Below are 16,782 nucleotides of genomic sequence, written 5' to 3' on the forward strand. Positions count from 1 at the left end.
CTCTCACTTAACAGTTAGTTCTAATTGCAAAACAAAAAACAGCCCAAGCAAAATGACTGCTTGAACTGTAAATTTTATTATCAGTACCGATTGACAAAGAACCGTTTTATCAATTCAAACTAAAAAAACTCTCAAAGTTGACAAGCAACTTTGAGAGAACAAATTTTGGATTTTAATGATTAATTATTTGTCTTTGGACGCATTGTTGGGAATAGTAATACGTCACGAATTGACTTGGCGTCAGTCATCAACATTACTAACCGGTCAATACCAACACCCAGTCCACCTGTAGGAGGCATTCCGTATTCCAAAGCTTCTACGAAGTCTTCATCAATTGGTTGGTATTCATCGTTACCTTCCGCATGTTCCTTTGCTTCAGCTTCGAACCGTTGACGTTGGTCAATTGGATCGTTTAGTTCAGTAAAGGCGTTAGCGTATTCGTTCCCTAAAATGTAAAGTTCGAACCGGTCAGTAAAACGAGGGTCTTCACGGTTCATATGTGCTAATGGTGAAACTTCCTTAGGGTGACCGTAAATAAAGATTGGTTGTTCAAGTTGGTCTTGGACCTTTTCTTCAAAGAAGGCGTTAATAATGTGACCAACCTTCCACCAGTCTTCGTATTGTACACCATTGTCATCCGCTTGCTTCCGTGCTTCTTCAACTGTCATTTCTGGCCAGAAATCAACACCGGTGTACTTCTTGATTGCATCTACCATGTGCATCTTTTCAAAGGACTTGCTGAAGTCTAATTCGGTCCCTTGGTAAGTAACCTTTAGATCATTAGAAACTACCTTAGCCGCTGCTTGGAAAATCCCTTCAGTTTCCTTCATGACATCGTTAAAGTCAAAGTAGGCAGCATATGTTTCCATAGTGTCAAATTCAGGGTTGTGGTGAGGATCCATCCCTTCATTCCGGAAAATTCGGCCAAGTTCGTAAACCCGTTCCATACCACCAACAATTAACCGCTTTAAACGTAATTCGGTAGCAATCCGCATGTACATATCAATGTCTAGTGCATTGTGGTGGGTAATAAATGGACGTGCTTCAGCACCTGAAGCAACGTTTTCCAAAATTGGCGTTTCTACTTCAGTAAAGTCATTGTTATCCATGTAGTTCCGAATTGCTTTGATAATCTTAGTCCGAGTTTGGAAACGATCAAAGCTATCTCGGTTAGTAATTAAGTCTAAGTAACGTTGACGATAAACCAGTTCAGGATCTTGGAGACCATGGTACTTATCTGGCAAAGGACGGAGAGCCTTGGTTAAGAATGTCATCTTCCGAGCCCGGATCGTTAATTCACCCATCCGCGTCTTAATAACATCACCTGTAATTCCCCAGAAGTCACCAATATCAGAGTCCTTAAAGACTTGGTAAGTGTCTTCACCTACTACATCTTGACGAACATAAAATTGGATCTTGCCACCACGGTCCAGCAAGTCGGCAAAACTTGCCTTCCCACTTCCACGTTTAGCAATCATTCGTCCTGCAATGGTAACTTCATTTTGTTGTTCTGCTAATAGCTCTTCACTAGAGTCACCATACTTAGCCCGAATGTCACTTGAAATATCATGATCCGGTGCAAATCGGTGACCAAATGGGTCAATCCCCTTTTCGCGCAGTGCGTTCATCTTGTCCCGACGCACTAGCATTTGATCATTCAGCTTTTCTTCCTTTGCCATTAATAATCCTCCTCAATTCTAATTCACAGCTTGGCGCTTTGCCTGGCGTTCTTCATACTGGTCCAAAAAGCGGTCGAAAATTTCATCAGCCTCTGCTTGCTTAGTTGCAGACATCAAGGCAACTTTAGTTCGTGCAGACCGTGGAATTCCCTTTAGGTAGTATGCTGCCTGACCACGGAATTCACGGATTCCGACATATTCACCCTTCAAATCACAGAGCGCAGCTAAGTGTTCCTTAGCAGTCTTGATCTTCTGTTCTGGAGTTGCTTCAGGCAGCAATTCTCCAGTTTCCAGATAGTGTTCTGTACGTGTCAGCATCCATGGATTACCCATCGCAGCACGACCGATCATCACTGCATCGGCCCCTACTTCGTCGAGCATCCGCTTAGCATCTTCAGGCGTGCGCACATCACCATTCCCCATGAATGGAATGGTTAATTGAGATGCCACTTCTTTTAGAATATCCCAATTTGCGTGTCCTGTATACATTTGTTTTCTGGTTCGGCCATGCATTGCAATTGCTGAAGCACCAGCCCGTTCAGCAGCTAGTGCATTCTCAACCGCATAGATGTGTTTATCATCCCAACCGGTTCGCATTTTAACGGTTACCGGTTTTTTAACAGCGTCAACCACATAAGAAACCATTTCATAAACCTTATTAGGATCCAATAACCACCGTGCACCCGCATCAGTGTTTACCACTTTATTAACTGGACATCCCATGTTGATGTCAATGACATCCGCATCAGTATGCTGATCAATAAATTTGGCCCCTTCAACTAATGTTTCCTTAGTTCCGCCAAAAATTTGGATACCCATGGGGTGCTCATGTGGATCAACCGCAGTCATCGAGATGGTCTTCTTATTTTGGTACATAATCCCTCGATCAGAGATCATTTCACAAACAACGTATCCCGCACCAAATTTCTTACAAATCACACGAAAGGCCTTATTAGTTACTCCGGCCATTGGTGCAACTACAACTTGGTTAGGAATTTTAACGTCGCCAATTTGCCACTCCATTTGCTCTCCTCCTTTTTAAAATCACAATCAATATTGTATCACAGCATTGCCAGCAGACAACTTAATCCTTATCTTTTAACATTGCTTTTAGTTCATCTTCAGAAAATTCATATTTTTTACCGCAGAATTGGCAAACTGCTTCGGCACCATGATCTTTGGCAATCATTTCTTCCAAGTCGCTCTTCTTAACACTGGCTAATGCCTTAGCAAACCGTTCTTTGGAACAATTGCATTCATATTTAACCGGCATTTTATCCAAAATTTTCAGTTCCTTGCCAGCAAAAATTTTCTTTAAAATGTCTTCTGGTGTGTCGCCATCCCGTAACATTTCAGAAACTAATGGCAACTCTTTAATCGATTTTTCCAAGTCAGCAATTTGTTCATCTTTTGCTCCGGGCAGTACTTGAACCATGAAGCCGCCCGCAACATCAATTGAATCATCTTTCTCTACAAATACAGATAAGCCAACCGCGGATGGAATCTGTTCAGATTGTGCCAAATAATATGTAAAGTCGTCGCCTAACTCACCAGAGACTAAATTAACTTCTCCGGTATATGGTGTTTTATCACCAGGAGTCATCTTAGTCACTGACAACGTTCCCTGCGTACCAACTGCACCCGCAACATCAATTTTCCCCTTACTATTTAAAGGCAGGTTCACGTGAGGGTTGTGAACGTAACCCTTCACAGTTCCTTGAGCGGTTCCATCAGCAACAATGAAGCCAACTGGACCGTTCCCCTGAATTTTAACTGTCATTCCAGCTTCACCTTGTAAACCAGAAGTAGCTAATAATAATGTTCCAATCAGTGTTCGGCCTAACGCTGCTGATGCTGCGCTCCAAGTATCATGGATTTCTTGGGCTTTTGTAACCAACTGGGTAGCATTAACTGCATAGGTACGAAACATTCCATTTTCGGCAACCGCCTTTACTAAATAATCTTCAGCCATGTTATGTCCTCCAAATTACATATTGCATTCATTCTATCATTAAAATCACTCAACAAAAAAGGAATTGTGATGAGCTCACAATTCCTTTTATTTTATTCATCATCGTCGTGATGATCATTATCAACTTGATGACTAGAAGTATCATCTTGTGTTGAAGTTGCGTCATTATCTGTTGAATCGTTGTGATCATCTTGAGCGTTGTGGTCTGCTAATTGATCAGTTTCCTTATTTTCCAAGGCTTCATCTGACTTAGCATTTTCACGACGTTCTAGTTCACGCTTTGATTCTTCAAAAGTAGCAGCTCGTTGTTCATCTTCAGCAGCTTCCACATCCTTTTCAGGCATCTTGCCGTACTTGTAAAGGCTGAGAATTTGCTTTTCATCCAACGTTTCGTACTTCAATAACGCTTCAGCAATCAACTTATGTTGTTCGCGGTGCGTTTCAATAATGTGCAATGCCCGTTGATGACCTTCAGTCAAGATCCGCCGAACTTCTTCGTCAACTAATGCAGCGGTCTTTTCAGAGTAAGATGATTGATCGTAGCCTTGACCAGTAAACACTTGACCAGAACTTTGCAGTTCAACTGGACCAATCTTATCACTCATCCCGTATTGGGTAACCATTGAACGAGCAATTTGGGTTGCCTGTTCAAAGTCATTAGAAGCACCGGATGATTGTGAGTTGAAGATTAATTCTTCTGCTGCACGACCACCCATTAAACCAGCAATTTGTTCTTCGGCGTTCTTCTTGCTCATGAGCATTTGGTCTTCCTTAGGAAGCATGATTGCATAACCACCGGCACGACCACGTGGAACAATTGTAACCTTGTGCACTACTCGTGCATCATTCAAGACCAAACCAACAATGGTGTGACCAGCTTCGTGGAAGGCCACGGTCTTGCGTTCTTGTGGTGAAACCACCCGATCACGTTTGGCTGGACCAGCAATGACACGGTCTTCTGCTTCATCAACATCTGAAGCGTCGATTTCAGTCTTATTACGACGAGCAGCCAGTAAGGCAGCTTCGTTCAACAGGTTAGCTAAATCAGCCCCAACGAACCCTGGAGTTTGCTTAGCAATTTCTTTCAGGTCAACATCTGGAGCCAATGGCTTATTCTTCGCGTGAACACGAAGAATTGCTTCACGACCCTTAACATCAGGACGACCAACCAGAATCTTCCGGTCAAAACGACCTGGCCGCAGTAAGGCTGGGTCAAGGACATCAGAACGGTTCGTAGCGGCCATTACAATGACCCCTTCGTCACCTTGGAATCCGTCCATTTCAACCAGTAATTGGTTTAAGGTTTGTTCACGTTCGTCATGGCCACCGCCCATGCCATTACCACGCCGTCGACCAACGGCATCAATTTCATCGATAAAGATAATGGATGGTGAGTTCTTTTTAGCCTGATCAAACAGGTCCCGAACACGGCTGGCACCAACCCCGACAAACATTTCAACGAAGTCAGATCCAGAAATGGAATAGAATGGTACTCCCGCTTCACCGGCAACGGCCTTCGCAAGTAAGGTCTTACCAGTACCTGGAGGTCCTTCCAAAAGGACACCAGATGGAATCTTGGCACCCAATTTCATAAATTTCTTTGGATCCTTCAAAAATTCAACAACTTCGACCAGTTCTTGTTTTTCTTCTTCTTCACCAGCAACATCTGAGAAGCGAACCTTATTATCCTTAGAACTGGATGGCTTAGCTTTGGTCTTACCGAAGTTCATCACTCCACGGCCGCCGCCTTGACCAGCCTGGCCCATCATCATGTAGAAGAATAAAATCATGATGATAATTGGCAATCCAGTAACAAGCAGGTTTACCCAAATGCTATTGGATTCTTCAGGATGTGTGGTGATCTTGACGTTATTCTTATCCGCATACTTTTGTAATTGGTTAACAGTCACGTCACTTTGTAAAACAGAGCTTTGGAAGCTGGTAGTGGTGCTTGACTTTTGGTTCATTAGTGAAAGCCCTGTCTGGTTACCACTAGACATCTTTTGTGGCTTTCGGTAAGTCCCCGTAACTTTGTAAACACCACCGTTTGGTTGTACTTGGAAACTCTTAACCTGATTCTTCCGTAATGCTGTTACAAATTGTGTCTGTGAAACATTCTTGCTTTGCCCGGAGTTATTATTTCCCCCAAAGAAAAAGTAGACAATTCCCATGATGCACAAGAAAATAACTGCATAGAAGAGTACGTTATGAGTAAATCCATTGTTTTTACGATTGTTGTTCATAACAACCTCCTATTCCTAGCAGTGTTAATGCTTAATAATCATAGTAATGCTATGATAGCATATTTGACTATCACTGACCAATAATTTAATCAGGAATTTCTCTTATAAACTTCTGGCTTTAAAACCCCGATATAAGGGAGATTCCGGTATAATCCCTGGTAATCTAATCCATACCCAACGAGAAACTCGTTTGGAACATCAAAGCCAACATAATCAGCACTCACGTCAACTGCCCGTCCTGCTGGCTTATCAAAGATTGAACAGATCTTGATGCTGTTAGCCCCGCGATCTTTTAACAGGTCTGTCAAGAATTTCAAAGTTCGTCCGGTATCAACGATATCTTCACAAATAATCACATCTTTGCCGGCAATGTCATTCTTCAAATCATGCAAGAGCTTCACTGAACCGGTGGATGATGTTCCACCTTGGTAACTGGAAACGTCAACAAAATCAATGTGAGCATACAAATCCAACTTTTTATATAAGTCGGTGGCAAACATAATTGCCCCTGTCAAAACGGCAACTACAACTACATTCTTTTTGCCCGCATAATCATGATTTAATTCATCCGCCAGTTCCTGCACTCGCTGATCAATCTGTTGCTTACTGTAAATGATGCGTTCAATATCGTTATTCATCGTTCTCTCCCGTATCTCTTTTTTGACAAAAATACCATTCTTGATAGTTTTGGTCACGAATTGTCCGACGATCAAGCCATGCAGTTTTGCGGTTAACAACCCACAATACCTGATCTTGATGATCAACAACTACTAATTGAAGTGGTCGCATTGATTGGGGAACCTTTTGATCAATTAAAATTCGGCGTACTTTTTGGTGATGACCATTTTTCAAACGAACTTCATCATTTGGACGCCAGGTTCGTACCCGTAATGGTAACTGGTTGTCTGTTAACCACACTTTTGCTTGAACTTTACCCACTGGTTGGCTAAAAACGCCAAAACAGTCGCCGTTCGTGTCCGTGTACCAATGGTCAAATTCTACCATAAAATCAGTGATCTTCACGTTTTTTTTCGCTGATTTCTGAACTTTTTGTAATTGGACATTTGAATAGTTCTTGATTAGCTGCACAGCCGTTCCCACTTGATATTCGCCAGTTGGTTTTTGTTGGTTCATCAACCAATGATCTGCCTGTTTTAATTCTAAGAGGCTCACATTATACCAATGGTGTTGATTCAGCCACTTTCTTAATAGCCAGCGTCGCAATACTGGAACACATTTTTGATACTCACGTAACTTTAGTCCGTCTTCAGTAAACACCGTTTTCGCATGGGCATCGGCTTCTTCTTGTTGAAAATCTAGCAACTCCCCTAATTCACTATGCAGCCTGTACATGTGATCTAACAGCTGAGGATTTTCTTGTTGCAACGCTGGTAGATAATGGTGGCGCACTCGATTTCTAAACGTATCGTCCTCTTGATTAGTAGCATCTTCAAACCAGCGAATCCCGTGATGTTCTGCATACTGGATTAATTGTGATTTAGGAACTGCTAACAATGGTCGAATAATCTGTGCTTCATGAAATGGGCGGCTTTCTTTAATACCTATTAATTCTTGCAGGTCACCTGTTCGTACCAGTTTCATCAACATGGTTTCAGCCAGGTCATTCTCATGGTGCGCCGTCAGTAATAGAGAAGCTCCCACCCTTTGAACAACTTTAGCAAAAAACTGGTACCGCTCGTTTCTGGCAGCAGTTTCAATACCATGTTCGGGATGATGGACCCACTGGTCAACGTAGAGTTGCAACTGGTGTTTTTCACAATATTGTCGTAAATATTCCTCTTCTTGAACACTTTGCTTTCGTAAATGGTGGTTCACATGAGCGACAACAATTCGTTGCTTTGCAGTAACCCGTTGCAGTAAGTCTAACAATACCATTGAGTCAACACCTGTTGAAACGGCCACAACTAGCGGTGTTGAACAATCAAAAAAACGGTACCGTTGCAGGCACCGTTTGACTGTGATTTGTAATGGATCAGCAGCCATTAGCTGCGCCGGCCGCCACGGCCACCACGTTTACCATCAGTTTGCCGTTTTAAAGTTGATAAACGTGATTCACTTTCCTTCATATAGTTGGCCAGCATGTCATCAAAATGACTCTTTTCATGATGACCGCCAAAACCGTGATTACTATGTTCAGGGCGAGGCTGACGTTTTGTAAAGTGTTCATTTCGGTCATTGTGTTCATGATGCTCGTGATGACGTTGATGACCATTATCATGATGGTCATGTCCTTGATCTTGAGCGGCCTTAATTGATAAAGCAATCTTACCGTTATCCTCGATCTTCATTACCTTCACTGTGACTTCATCACCAACAGAAAGGACATCATTAATATCCTTAACGTATTGATTAGATACTTGGCTAATGTGAACCAAACCCGTTTTATGATCCGCTAAATCTACGAATGCACCAAAATTGGTAATTCCTGACACTTTACCAGTAACCTTTGCTCCTTCTTCAATTGCCATGAACTAGCAATCCTCCTAATTCTAATAAAAATTTAATCTCCCCGAGTATATCATAAGCAACCCGTAAATTAACAGTCCCAATTATGATATTAAAAGAGACTGAGCACTCGCACCCAGTCTCTTCACAATGATTATTTTACAAAATGATAGATTGTTTCCCCATCTTTTGCATAATTGTATTTTTCCCGAATGACTTCTTGTAAGTAGTCAGGATCATGCAATTTTTTGACTTGTTTTTTGAGTTTTCGATTAGTTTGTCGTTTTTGAGATAACGTGACGTTGGCTTTCGCAATATTGCGGTTAACCCGTCCTAATTCACGCTTTGTCCCAATAATTTGACACGCCAGAATTAAAAATAAGACTGCAAATACACCCAAAATAATTTTGGCCCGGCGAACATGGACACGGTAGCGATAAGCTTGTTCACTGCTGCGTTCCCGATCTCGTTGACGCGCAAACGGTGTATTAATTTTTGTAATGTTATTTTTAAACTGTTTTTTCATTACATAATCCCCATTTTTCTACCGGTAAGTGTTCACCGGTTCTGCAGTCATAATTATCTTAGTTATATTGATATTACATCTCTTATATCCTAGCAAAAAATAACGTAATTTGCTAGTCAATCTTAATTAACATTTGATAAATAATGTGCATTAGACTATTGGACACTAAATCTCATCGTCAAAATTTTCTGCATAACTAATGTCCAAAATTTCATACATATCTTCTGCTTCAGACTTTTTAGTCGTCTCAATGATCCGATTAATCTTCACCTTTTCGGTCTTATTGCCGAATTTAATGGTTAAAACATCACCTTCGCGAACGTCACTAGAGGACTTGGCGACCTTATCATTAATCAAGATTCTTCCCTGATCCGCAATTTTTTTAGCAATTGAACGACGCTTAATAATCCGTGAAACTTTTAAATACTTATCTAAACGCATCTTCATTCCTCATTTCTGTGCACTTTTTTCTTGTTCTTCTTGGACAATGTCAGCTAAATCACTGACTAACTGTAATAATTGGTGGAGCCAATCTTGCTGGTTCATCTTCGGTTGAATGATTAAGCGTACTGTAACCTGACCATGATCGTTTTCGCCCACCGTAAATTTGAACTTGGTGTTAGCTGCCGCTTTGATGATCTGGGCACCCTTCAGGTACTGATTAGCATCATTGGCAAACGTTAAGTGGATTTCCCCTTTGGTTTGCTTAATGCGAACTAACATTGCTTGATCGGCTTTCATCTTTAATTCACCAATCAACAATAAGTTTGCGACCGGCTGACCATAATCACCGAAACGATCAATTAGATCACCTTGAATGTCCAACAGCTCATCTTTATCCCGTGCCTGGCGGATTTGCTTATATAGTTCAATCTTTTGGCGTTGATCAGCAATGTAATCATCTGGCAAGTATGCTTCCACGGCCACATCAATTTCAGCATTGCTAGTGGTTGCTTGATGCTTACCCTGCTTTTTGGCAACGGCATCCGCAAGCATGTCCGAATATAAGTCATACCCGACTGAATCGATAAAGCCATGTTGCTGTTTTCCTAGCAGATTTCCAGCACCACGAATTGCTAAGTCACGCATAGCAATCTTAAAACCGCTCCCTAATTCAGTAAAGTCACGAATAGCTGCCAACCGTTTTTCACCCGGTTCAGTTAAAACTTTATTGGGCTGATACATGAAATAGGCATACGCAACCCGGTTACTTCGCCCAATTCGTCCCCGAATCTGATAAAGTTGGGCCAATCCCATTCGATCAGCGTTTTCCACAAACAGCGTGTTGACATTTGGAATATCCACCCCAGTTTCAATAATGGAAGTAGTAACCAACACATCGTATTCACCACGAATAAAGTCATACAGGACCCCTTCCAGTTGTGCTTCCGTCATCTGGCCATGAATATATCCTACACGAGCCTCAGGAACCAGAGTTTCAATTTCATTCACAACCCGTTCAATATCATTGACCCGGTTGTGGAGGTAATAAACCTGACCGCCACGCTTCATTTCACGCAAAATTCCATCACGAATGGCCGTCCAGTTTTGTTCCAAAACGTAGGTTTGAATCGGGAACCGGCCAACTGGCGGTGTTTCCAGCACGGAGAGGTTCCGCACCCCTAGCATTGACATATGCAGGGTTCGGGGAATTGGGGTTGCAGTAAGGGTTAACACGTCCACGTTAGACTTGATTTGCTTGAGCTTTTCCTTATGCTTAACCCCGAAACGTTGCTCTTCATCGACAATCAAAAGTCCTAAATCTTTAAAGTGGACGTCCTTTGACAATAGGCGGTGAGTCCCAACAACAACGTCAATGGAACCATCCGCCACCCCCTTTTCGATGGCTTTCATCTGTTTAGGAGTTCTGAAACGTGACATCATTTCAATTTTAATTGGGAAGCCTTCAAAGCGTTCCCGCATCGTGTCGTAATGCTGCTGGGCCAAAATGGTGGTAGGAACTAAAAAGGCAACTTGTTTACCACCGGTGACAGCTTTAAAAATTGCCCGCAGCGCCACTTCGGTCTTACCATATCCCACGTCACCAACCAACAGCCGATCCATCGGCTTAGGAGTTTCCATGTCTTCCTTCACTTCTTGGATACTTCTTAGTTGATCTTTTGTTTCAGTATATGGGAACTCATTGTCAAACTTTTCTTGAAGATAATCATCTTTTGGAAATGCGAACCCTTTGGCAGTCTTTCTCTTAGCATATAAATCAACTAAATCACCGGCAATATCTTCAACTTTTTGGGCAACCCGCCGTTTGGTCTTCGCCCATTCATTACCGCCTAATTTATTGATATGCGGCTTCGTTGATTCGGATGAAACGTATTTTTGCACCAGGTTTAATTGCGTTACTGGTACAAAAATTTGGGCATGATCACGATAATTAATGACCATGTAGTCTTGGTGAATGCCGTCCACCGTCATCGTTTTAATTCCGCTAAAAATCCCAATCCCGTGATTAACGTGAACAACATAGTCACCGGGCTTCAAGTCAGTATAGTTTTTAATCCGTTCTGCGTTGGCAAGTTTTTGCGCACGTGGGCGCCGTTTCTTAACCTGCTTAAACATTTCGGATTCTGTAATGACTACCAAACCAGCGGCAGGCATTTCAAAGCCATTGTTTAAACTAGCGGCAACTAGCTGAATTTGGTGAAGCTGAAGTTCGTCGACTCGCGTCTCAATTGCTTTAACACCAAATTCATTCAACGTATTAGCCACACTGGCCCGTCGTTCGTCACTTTTGGTCATAATGACGACCGTCTCACCCTGCTCTTTAAACCGTTGTAATTCTGATTGCAGCAGCTCCATTTGACCAAAAAATTGCTGCATTGGTCGGCTGTTGAATTCCACAATTTGCTTCAACCGCACTTGTCCCATTCCCTTTTTAAAAAGGGCCAAGTACAGTTGTGAATGCTGGTCATTTGAGATTACTTGACTGGCATCATTGCCCAATGGAGCTAATTTTTGCCGGTGGTGGTAACTAATCCGCTCCTTTAACCATTGTTCTTCATCTAATAACAGATCTTTATTGGCTTCCTTGATACGGGCCAAATCGTCCACTACTAAACTACCGTCTGCAGGCAAGTAATCCAGTAGGTTTGCTGGCTTTTGATAAATCAAATCGCTATAGGTTAATAAACCATTTTCCAGGTTGCCATGTTCTAAGGCATCCAACAATGGCCTGAAATGATTTTCGATCTGTCGCTGATCTTCATCATCCTGCGCTAGTTTCATATTTGACTGCCATTCTGCCTGCATCTTCTTTTGGACATGCGGCAACTCTTCTTGGGAAACGATTAAATCAGTAGCAGGTAAAATCTCTGCAGATTGAATATTTTCAATGCTTCGCTGACTATTAGCTTCAAAATACCGTAATGAGTCTACTTCTGTATCGAAAAGATCAATGCGCACCGGGTTGTCAGTATTCAATGCGTAAATATCAATAATCGAACCCCGGACCGCAAAGTCACCAGGTGCTATGACCATTTTCTCCCGGTGATAACCCATCATGGTTAATCTTTGAATTGTTGACTCTAGGTTAACCTCTCCACCAACTTTAAATTGCAAGCGGGCATCTTTAAAAACAGTTGGTGATACTAATGGTCGCCTTAATCCACCGGTCGCTGTAACAATAATGGCAGCCTGATCATTCAAAAGTGCATTCATCGCTTGAACACGCTGGAGACGATAATTAGGTGAACTTGTAGCAATTTCCATAGCTAAAGATTCTTCAACTGGAAATTGAAAAATCTGACTAGCTAGCAACAAATTTTCTAGGTCACTTGCCAAATCCTGCATATGGAATAAGTTATCTGTTACCACAATTTGAGGGTGTTTTAAATTGTTTTGAAGGGTCGCAAGGAGCGCAGTTTTAGCAGAACCACTGACCCCCGTTAACAATTGATGTTCACCTGGTTTAACTCCCTGGTAAACTTTTTGAAACTGAGGTGTTTTAGCGATTAAATCTGTAATTTGCAAGTGACTACCTCCTTAATAAGAAAACTATTAGCTAGTTATAATCATTCATCAAGCCCGCAAAGTCTTCACCATGAATCCAGTCCACCAATGCCTTCTCAGCTGTTGTAACTGCATCATCAAAATGGGGCCGCTCTTCTTTGCTAAACTTCCCCAAAACGTGACTAACAACTGTGCCATGTTGAGGGTGATCAATTCCTAATTTAACCCGGTTGAATTTATCAGTGCCAATATAATGGATAATACTCTTTAAACCATTGTGGCCGCCTGATTTACCATGAGTCTTTAAACGAACCTTCCCAACCGGCATATCTAGGTCATCGTTGACAATGACCAAATCGTCGAGTGACAAATCATAATAGTCCATTAATGGTTTGACAGCACGACCAGAATCATTCATAAAAGTTGTTGGTTTGACCAACATAACCTTCTCGCCATCAATCATGCCAGAAGTAACTACTGCTTCAATATTTTTAGCATGTTTGAAAGCTCCCAGGTGATAATCCAAAGCTAATTGTTCAACCACCATAAATCCGGTATTATGACGGGTGCCATCATAACGGGTACCGATATTACCTAATCCCACAATCATTTTCATCTTTGTCATACTCCTTTATTAACTACAAAAAGGCCGCGCGCGGGTGACATCGCCCTTGCCCAGCATCTACCTGTTACATTATACATTAGTCATTCGTAAAGCAAAATTTTATTGGTGTTTTCTCATTATTTTCTAATTTATGGTATGATGAATTATAAGAATTTATAAGACGGAGCTTAAGCAAAATGATTTTTAATTCACTCATTAAACCAAAATCAGAACTAACTACCATTACTGAAGATACCACTCTCGAGGAAGCTCTTAAAATATTAGAGGATTCCGGTTATCGCTGTGTACCTGTCCTTGATTCTACTAAGACTATGTTCCGTGGCAATATCTATAAGATGCATATTTACCGCCATAAGTCGCGCGGCGGCGATATGACATTACCGGTAACTGCCCTGTTAAAGAACTCTACTAAATTTATTTCAATTAACGCTTATTTCTATACCGTGTTCTTTGCAATCCGTGATTTGCCATACATTACTGTTTTAGATAGCCAGAACCATTTTTACGGAATCCTCACCCATAACAGTCTCTTAGAACTCCTGGCAGAAGCGTGGAACGTTAATAGCGGTCGGTACGTCCTCAATGTTCATGTTTCAGACGAACGGGGTGACTTAGCGCACATTACCAAAGAAATTACTCGTTTTAGCCAAATTGTGAACGTCATTTCCCTTGACCCAGATGATCAACCAGGGAAGCAAGTGCTCTTTACACTACCTGCTGAAGTTGATCGTGAGCGTGTCGATAAAATTGTTAAACGACTGAACAAGAAAGGCTTTGAAGTTACTGAGATCGAGGATCTTCATCATCAATAAGAATTGTAATTAAAGTTTTTCAATTCTAAGTACAAATGGGTTTCAACTGTCGGTAGTCCCGAACAGCTGAAACCCATTTTTTATTTTCTTGTTATCTATTCTATTTCGTAACTATGCACGAATGTTTTTTAAATGATGTTGCCAACCACTAACGACCACAATAATTAGTGCAATCACAATCAAAGCGACCGCCGCTAAAATGATATTGTGGTAGCCATGATACAAAATCCCCCGCATGGTTGGTAACAAAGCGTGGGGTAAGTTTCCTGCAGTTTTGGCATTCGATAGTTGATTCAACATCCGCATAGTAATCCCGTGATGCGTTTTAACCCCCTTAAAGAGTGCCTGATTTAAAATCACACCATACACGGCAGACATCAAGGTTTGACTTAAGATTCGCAGTAAGTACCCCAATGATGTTGCAATTGGAACGTCTCGTTGTTCGGCATCCGTCTGCACATTTATCTGCAAGATGTTAAAGACCAAAACAACACCAAAGCCTTCAAAAGCTCCCATTACCAAAATAAGCCAGTACGGGGTACCTTGACCGCCAATCATAATTCCCAAATAGGAAATGAAAATTGACGCTGCACCACAAGTCACTATCCAATATTTACCCCACCGATTTTGCAAAACCGGTACTAGTTCGGAACCAATAAAATTGGTAACAGCTCCTGGAATCTGGGTCATCCCACCTAGAAGTGCGCTCAGACCCAAAATTCCTTGAGCCCACATTGGGATATAAGTAACGAATGCAATGAATGATCCCCAAATAATCACGAAAAGTAAAAAGTCCATCACTAATTCACGATTTTTAAATAGCCGACTGGGTACAATGGGATCTTCAGCGTGATCATCTACCTTAGCCATCCATGCTAATAATAACAATCCGCCAACCATCAACCCTGCAACAATTAACGGAGAAGCTGACCCTAGTAATTGAACGGCTACCAAAATCATTACCAAACTAACAACTAACAACGTGGCCCCCAGGTAATCAACCGGTTTGCCGGCTGCTTGACGAGTAACGTTTTTATAGTACGGGCCAACAATCGTGATCGCAATCAAAGCGATTGGGACATTAACATAAAAGACCCAGTGCCAGCTCAGAGCGTCAACAATCCATCCACCAAGTAACGGTCCGATGATTGAAGCTGTTCCAAAACAGGCGCTGGCAATTCCTAATACTTGTGCCCGTTTTTTCAAATCGTCATATAATTCAGCAAACACAATAAACGGAATTGTGTTCATTCCTCCTGCTCCGATTCCCATCACTGTTCGAGCAATAATAAACCAGAGAATGTTTGGTGCTAATCCTTGAAAAACCGCACCAATTAAAAACATGGTCGTTGCCGTTATGTATGCTTGTTTATTACCTTTATGTTCACCTAGTTTACTCCATAGCGGGGTGGCAACCGCCATCCCTAAAAGGAATGTTGCAATAATCCATCCCATATATTGCAAGCCATGGAGATCACTGGTAATTGCTGGCAGGGCAGTATTAACAATCGTCCCGTCCATTCCAGCCATGATGTTTGATAACAGGAGTGCTCCTGTCACAATTGTTCGCCGTTTATGCTGATCCACTCTTTCACCTTCCCTATTAATTTTAAATTAATATTCGAAATCAAAAGCCATCATGAGCACAAAAAATCCCGAAGTGTTCGGAAAATCCGAATATTTCGGGCCATGTGTATACCACGCTGTGGATTGATGATCCATGTTGGGGAGCAATATCATATCCCCAAATTTCTAACTTATAGATGCAAGCTAACCCGCAACGCGGAGTTAACAGCATTCATCATTTCTGTATTCAGCTGTCCTATTTTATCATCTAATCGCCGTTTGTCAATTGTCCGTACTTGTTCAAGTAACACAATTGAATCCCGTTTAATCCCTTTAATTGCTTGATTAATGGGGACATGAGTCGGTAACGAGTGTTTTTGCATTTGAGCAGTAATAGGCGCCACGATTACCGTAGGGCTATGCTGGTTACCAATATCATTTTGAATAATCAGAACCGGCCGAAAGCCACCCTGCTCTGAACCAGTAACCGGCGAAAGGTGAGCATAATAAATATCCCCACGATAAATTTCCTGTTGCGGCAAAACTACCATTACTCCTTATTATCGATGTAGCGACGGTGCAAACGATCACCCAATCCGGTTAAGACTTCATAATTAATTGTCCCAAGTTTGTCGGCTAAGTCAGTTGCAGTAATTTGTTCATTACCTGATTTACCAAGAAGGAAAGCTTCTGTACCAACTGGCATTTCGTGTGGCAGACGAACCATCATTTGGTCCATACAAATTCTGCCCAGAATATCACACTTTTGACCGTCAATGAGTACATGGTAGCCCGCTAAGCCACGAAGGTAACCGTCAGCATAACCAACGGGTAGCGTAGCAACCCATTCATCTTGCTGCGCGGTGTAGGTGGCACCATAACTGACGGAGTCTCCCTTATGTAATTTCTTAACGAATGTGGCATGAG

Annotated in this window: 15 protein-coding genes; 1 reads left to right on the forward strand and 14 read right to left on the reverse strand. The window is 41.9% G+C overall.

Annotated features, from left to right (window positions below; translation table 11 throughout):
• Positions 1 to 179: 179 nt before the first annotated feature.
• The 11 genes from lysS to pth all read right to left on the reverse strand — a co-directional run bounded on the left by lysS (position 180) and on the right by pth (position 13,468).
• Positions 180 to 1,679 (reverse strand): lysine--tRNA ligase, encoded by a 1,500-nt coding sequence (lysS, locus tag H5975_RS04460; protein ID WP_204785049.1) that lies wholly within the window; start codon positions 1,677 to 1,679, stop codon positions 180 to 182.
• An 18-nt stretch (positions 1,680 to 1,697) separates the two neighbouring features.
• The gene (gene dusB, locus H5975_RS04465; RefSeq protein ID WP_204785050.1) at positions 1,698 to 2,702 is read right to left on the reverse strand and encodes a tRNA dihydrouridine synthase DusB; all 1,005 of its coding nucleotides are present in this window, start codon (positions 2,700 to 2,702) and stop codon (positions 1,698 to 1,700) included.
• A 61-nt stretch (positions 2,703 to 2,763) separates the two neighbouring features.
• Positions 2,764 to 3,651: an Hsp33 family molecular chaperone HslO gene (gene hslO, locus H5975_RS04470; protein WP_204785051.1), complete on the reverse strand. Its 888-nt coding sequence runs from the start codon at positions 3,649 to 3,651 to the stop codon at positions 2,764 to 2,766.
• Between the two features lie 92 nt (positions 3,652 to 3,743).
• Entirely contained in the window at positions 3,744 to 5,894 is a 2,151-nt protein-coding gene (ftsH, locus tag H5975_RS04475) for an ATP-dependent zinc metalloprotease FtsH (protein ID WP_204785052.1), read from the reverse strand.
• A gap of 89 nt (positions 5,895 to 5,983) precedes the next feature.
• Positions 5,984 to 6,532, reverse strand: a complete 549-nt coding sequence (hpt, locus tag H5975_RS04480; protein WP_178660365.1) for a hypoxanthine phosphoribosyltransferase — start codon at positions 6,530 to 6,532, stop codon at positions 5,984 to 5,986.
• Positions 6,525 to 7,898 carry a tRNA lysidine(34) synthetase TilS gene (gene tilS, locus H5975_RS04485; protein ID WP_204785053.1) on the reverse strand — a complete coding sequence of 458 codons (1,374 nt, stop codon included), beginning with the start codon at positions 7,896 to 7,898 and terminating at the stop codon, positions 6,525 to 6,527. Before tilS ends, hpt begins: the two co-directional genes overlap by 8 nt.
• A complete protein-coding gene (locus H5975_RS04490; RefSeq protein ID WP_204785054.1) occupies positions 7,898 to 8,383 on the reverse strand; it encodes a S1 domain-containing RNA-binding protein in 486 nt (161 codons plus the stop codon). The genes tilS and H5975_RS04490 overlap by 1 nt, the downstream gene beginning before the upstream one ends.
• Positions 8,384 to 8,514: 131 nt before the next feature.
• Positions 8,515 to 8,886 (reverse strand): FtsB family cell division protein, encoded by a 372-nt coding sequence (locus H5975_RS04495; protein WP_204785055.1) that lies wholly within the window; start codon positions 8,884 to 8,886, stop codon positions 8,515 to 8,517.
• Positions 8,887 to 9,051: 165 nt separating this feature from the next.
• Positions 9,052 to 9,327, reverse strand: coding sequence for an RNA-binding S4 domain-containing protein (locus H5975_RS04500; RefSeq protein ID WP_204785056.1), 276 nt, complete (start codon positions 9,325 to 9,327; stop codon positions 9,052 to 9,054).
• Between the two features lie 9 nt (positions 9,328 to 9,336).
• Complete coding sequence (mfd, locus tag H5975_RS04505; protein ID WP_204785057.1) at positions 9,337 to 12,873, reverse strand: transcription-repair coupling factor; 3,537 nt, start codon at positions 12,871 to 12,873, stop codon at positions 9,337 to 9,339.
• A 31-nt stretch (positions 12,874 to 12,904) separates the two neighbouring features.
• On the reverse strand, positions 12,905 to 13,468 hold the full coding sequence (gene pth, locus H5975_RS04510) for an aminoacyl-tRNA hydrolase (protein ID WP_204785058.1): 564 nt from the start codon (positions 13,466 to 13,468) through the stop codon (positions 12,905 to 12,907).
• Positions 13,469 to 13,653: 185 nt separating this feature from the next.
• On the opposite strand from pth, the gene cbpA reads away from it, so the two are divergent.
• Positions 13,654 to 14,289: a cyclic di-AMP binding protein CbpA gene (gene cbpA / locus H5975_RS04515; protein ID WP_204785059.1), complete on the forward strand. Its 636-nt coding sequence runs from the start codon at positions 13,654 to 13,656 to the stop codon at positions 14,287 to 14,289.
• A 111-nt stretch (positions 14,290 to 14,400) separates the two neighbouring features.
• Here the strand turns inward: cbpA and H5975_RS04520 are convergent, their stop codons facing one another.
• The 3 genes from H5975_RS04520 to H5975_RS04530 form a co-directional block, all read right to left on the reverse strand.
• Complete coding sequence (locus tag H5975_RS04520; RefSeq protein WP_204785060.1) at positions 14,401 to 15,876, reverse strand: MFS transporter; 1,476 nt, start codon at positions 15,874 to 15,876, stop codon at positions 14,401 to 14,403.
• Between the two features lie 170 nt (positions 15,877 to 16,046).
• The gene (locus H5975_RS04525; protein ID WP_275086939.1) at positions 16,047 to 16,397 is read right to left on the reverse strand and encodes a type II toxin-antitoxin system PemK/MazF family toxin; all 351 of its coding nucleotides are present in this window, start codon (positions 16,395 to 16,397) and stop codon (positions 16,047 to 16,049) included.
• A gap of 8 nt (positions 16,398 to 16,405) precedes the next feature.
• On the reverse strand, positions 16,406 to 16,782 hold a 377-nt coding region (locus H5975_RS04530; RefSeq protein WP_275086940.1), incomplete at its 5' end, for an alanine racemase C-terminal domain-containing protein.

The sequence above is a fragment of the Limosilactobacillus coleohominis genome, from assembly GCF_016901675.1.
In the GTDB taxonomy this organism is placed as follows: Bacteria; Bacillota; Bacilli; order Lactobacillales; family Lactobacillaceae; genus Limosilactobacillus; species Limosilactobacillus intestinavium.

Excerpts from the sequence above, each read along its gene's own strand:
- lysS (WP_204785049.1), bottom strand. The coding sequence starts at position 1,679 with ATGGCAAAGGAAGAAAAGCTGAATGATCAAATGCTAGTGCGTCGGGAC.
- dusB (WP_204785050.1), bottom strand. The coding sequence starts at position 2,702 with ATGGAGTGGCAAATTGGCGACGTTAAAATTCCTAACCAAGTTGTAGTT.
- hslO (WP_204785051.1), bottom strand. The coding sequence starts at position 3,651 with ATGGCTGAAGATTATTTAGTAAAGGCGGTTGCCGAAAATGGAATGTTT.
- ftsH (WP_204785052.1), bottom strand. The coding sequence starts at position 5,894 with ATGAACAACAATCGTAAAAACAATGGATTTACTCATAACGTACTCTTC.
- hpt (WP_178660365.1), bottom strand. The coding sequence starts at position 6,532 with ATGAATAACGATATTGAACGCATCATTTACAGTAAGCAACAGATTGAT.
- tilS (WP_204785053.1), bottom strand. The coding sequence starts at position 7,898 with ATGGCTGCTGATCCATTACAAATCACAGTCAAACGGTGCCTGCAACGG.
- H5975_RS04490 (WP_204785054.1), bottom strand. The coding sequence starts at position 8,383 with ATGGCAATTGAAGAAGGAGCAAAGGTTACTGGTAAAGTGTCAGGAATT.
- H5975_RS04495 (WP_204785055.1), bottom strand. The coding sequence starts at position 8,886 with ATGAAAAAACAGTTTAAAAATAACATTACAAAAATTAATACACCGTTT.
- H5975_RS04500 (WP_204785056.1), bottom strand. The coding sequence starts at position 9,327 with ATGCGTTTAGATAAGTATTTAAAAGTTTCACGGATTATTAAGCGTCGT.
- pth (WP_204785058.1), bottom strand. The coding sequence starts at position 13,468 with ATGAAAATGATTGTGGGATTAGGTAATATCGGTACCCGTTATGATGGC.
- cbpA (WP_204785059.1), top strand. The coding sequence starts at position 13,654 with ATGATTTTTAATTCACTCATTAAACCAAAATCAGAACTAACTACCATT.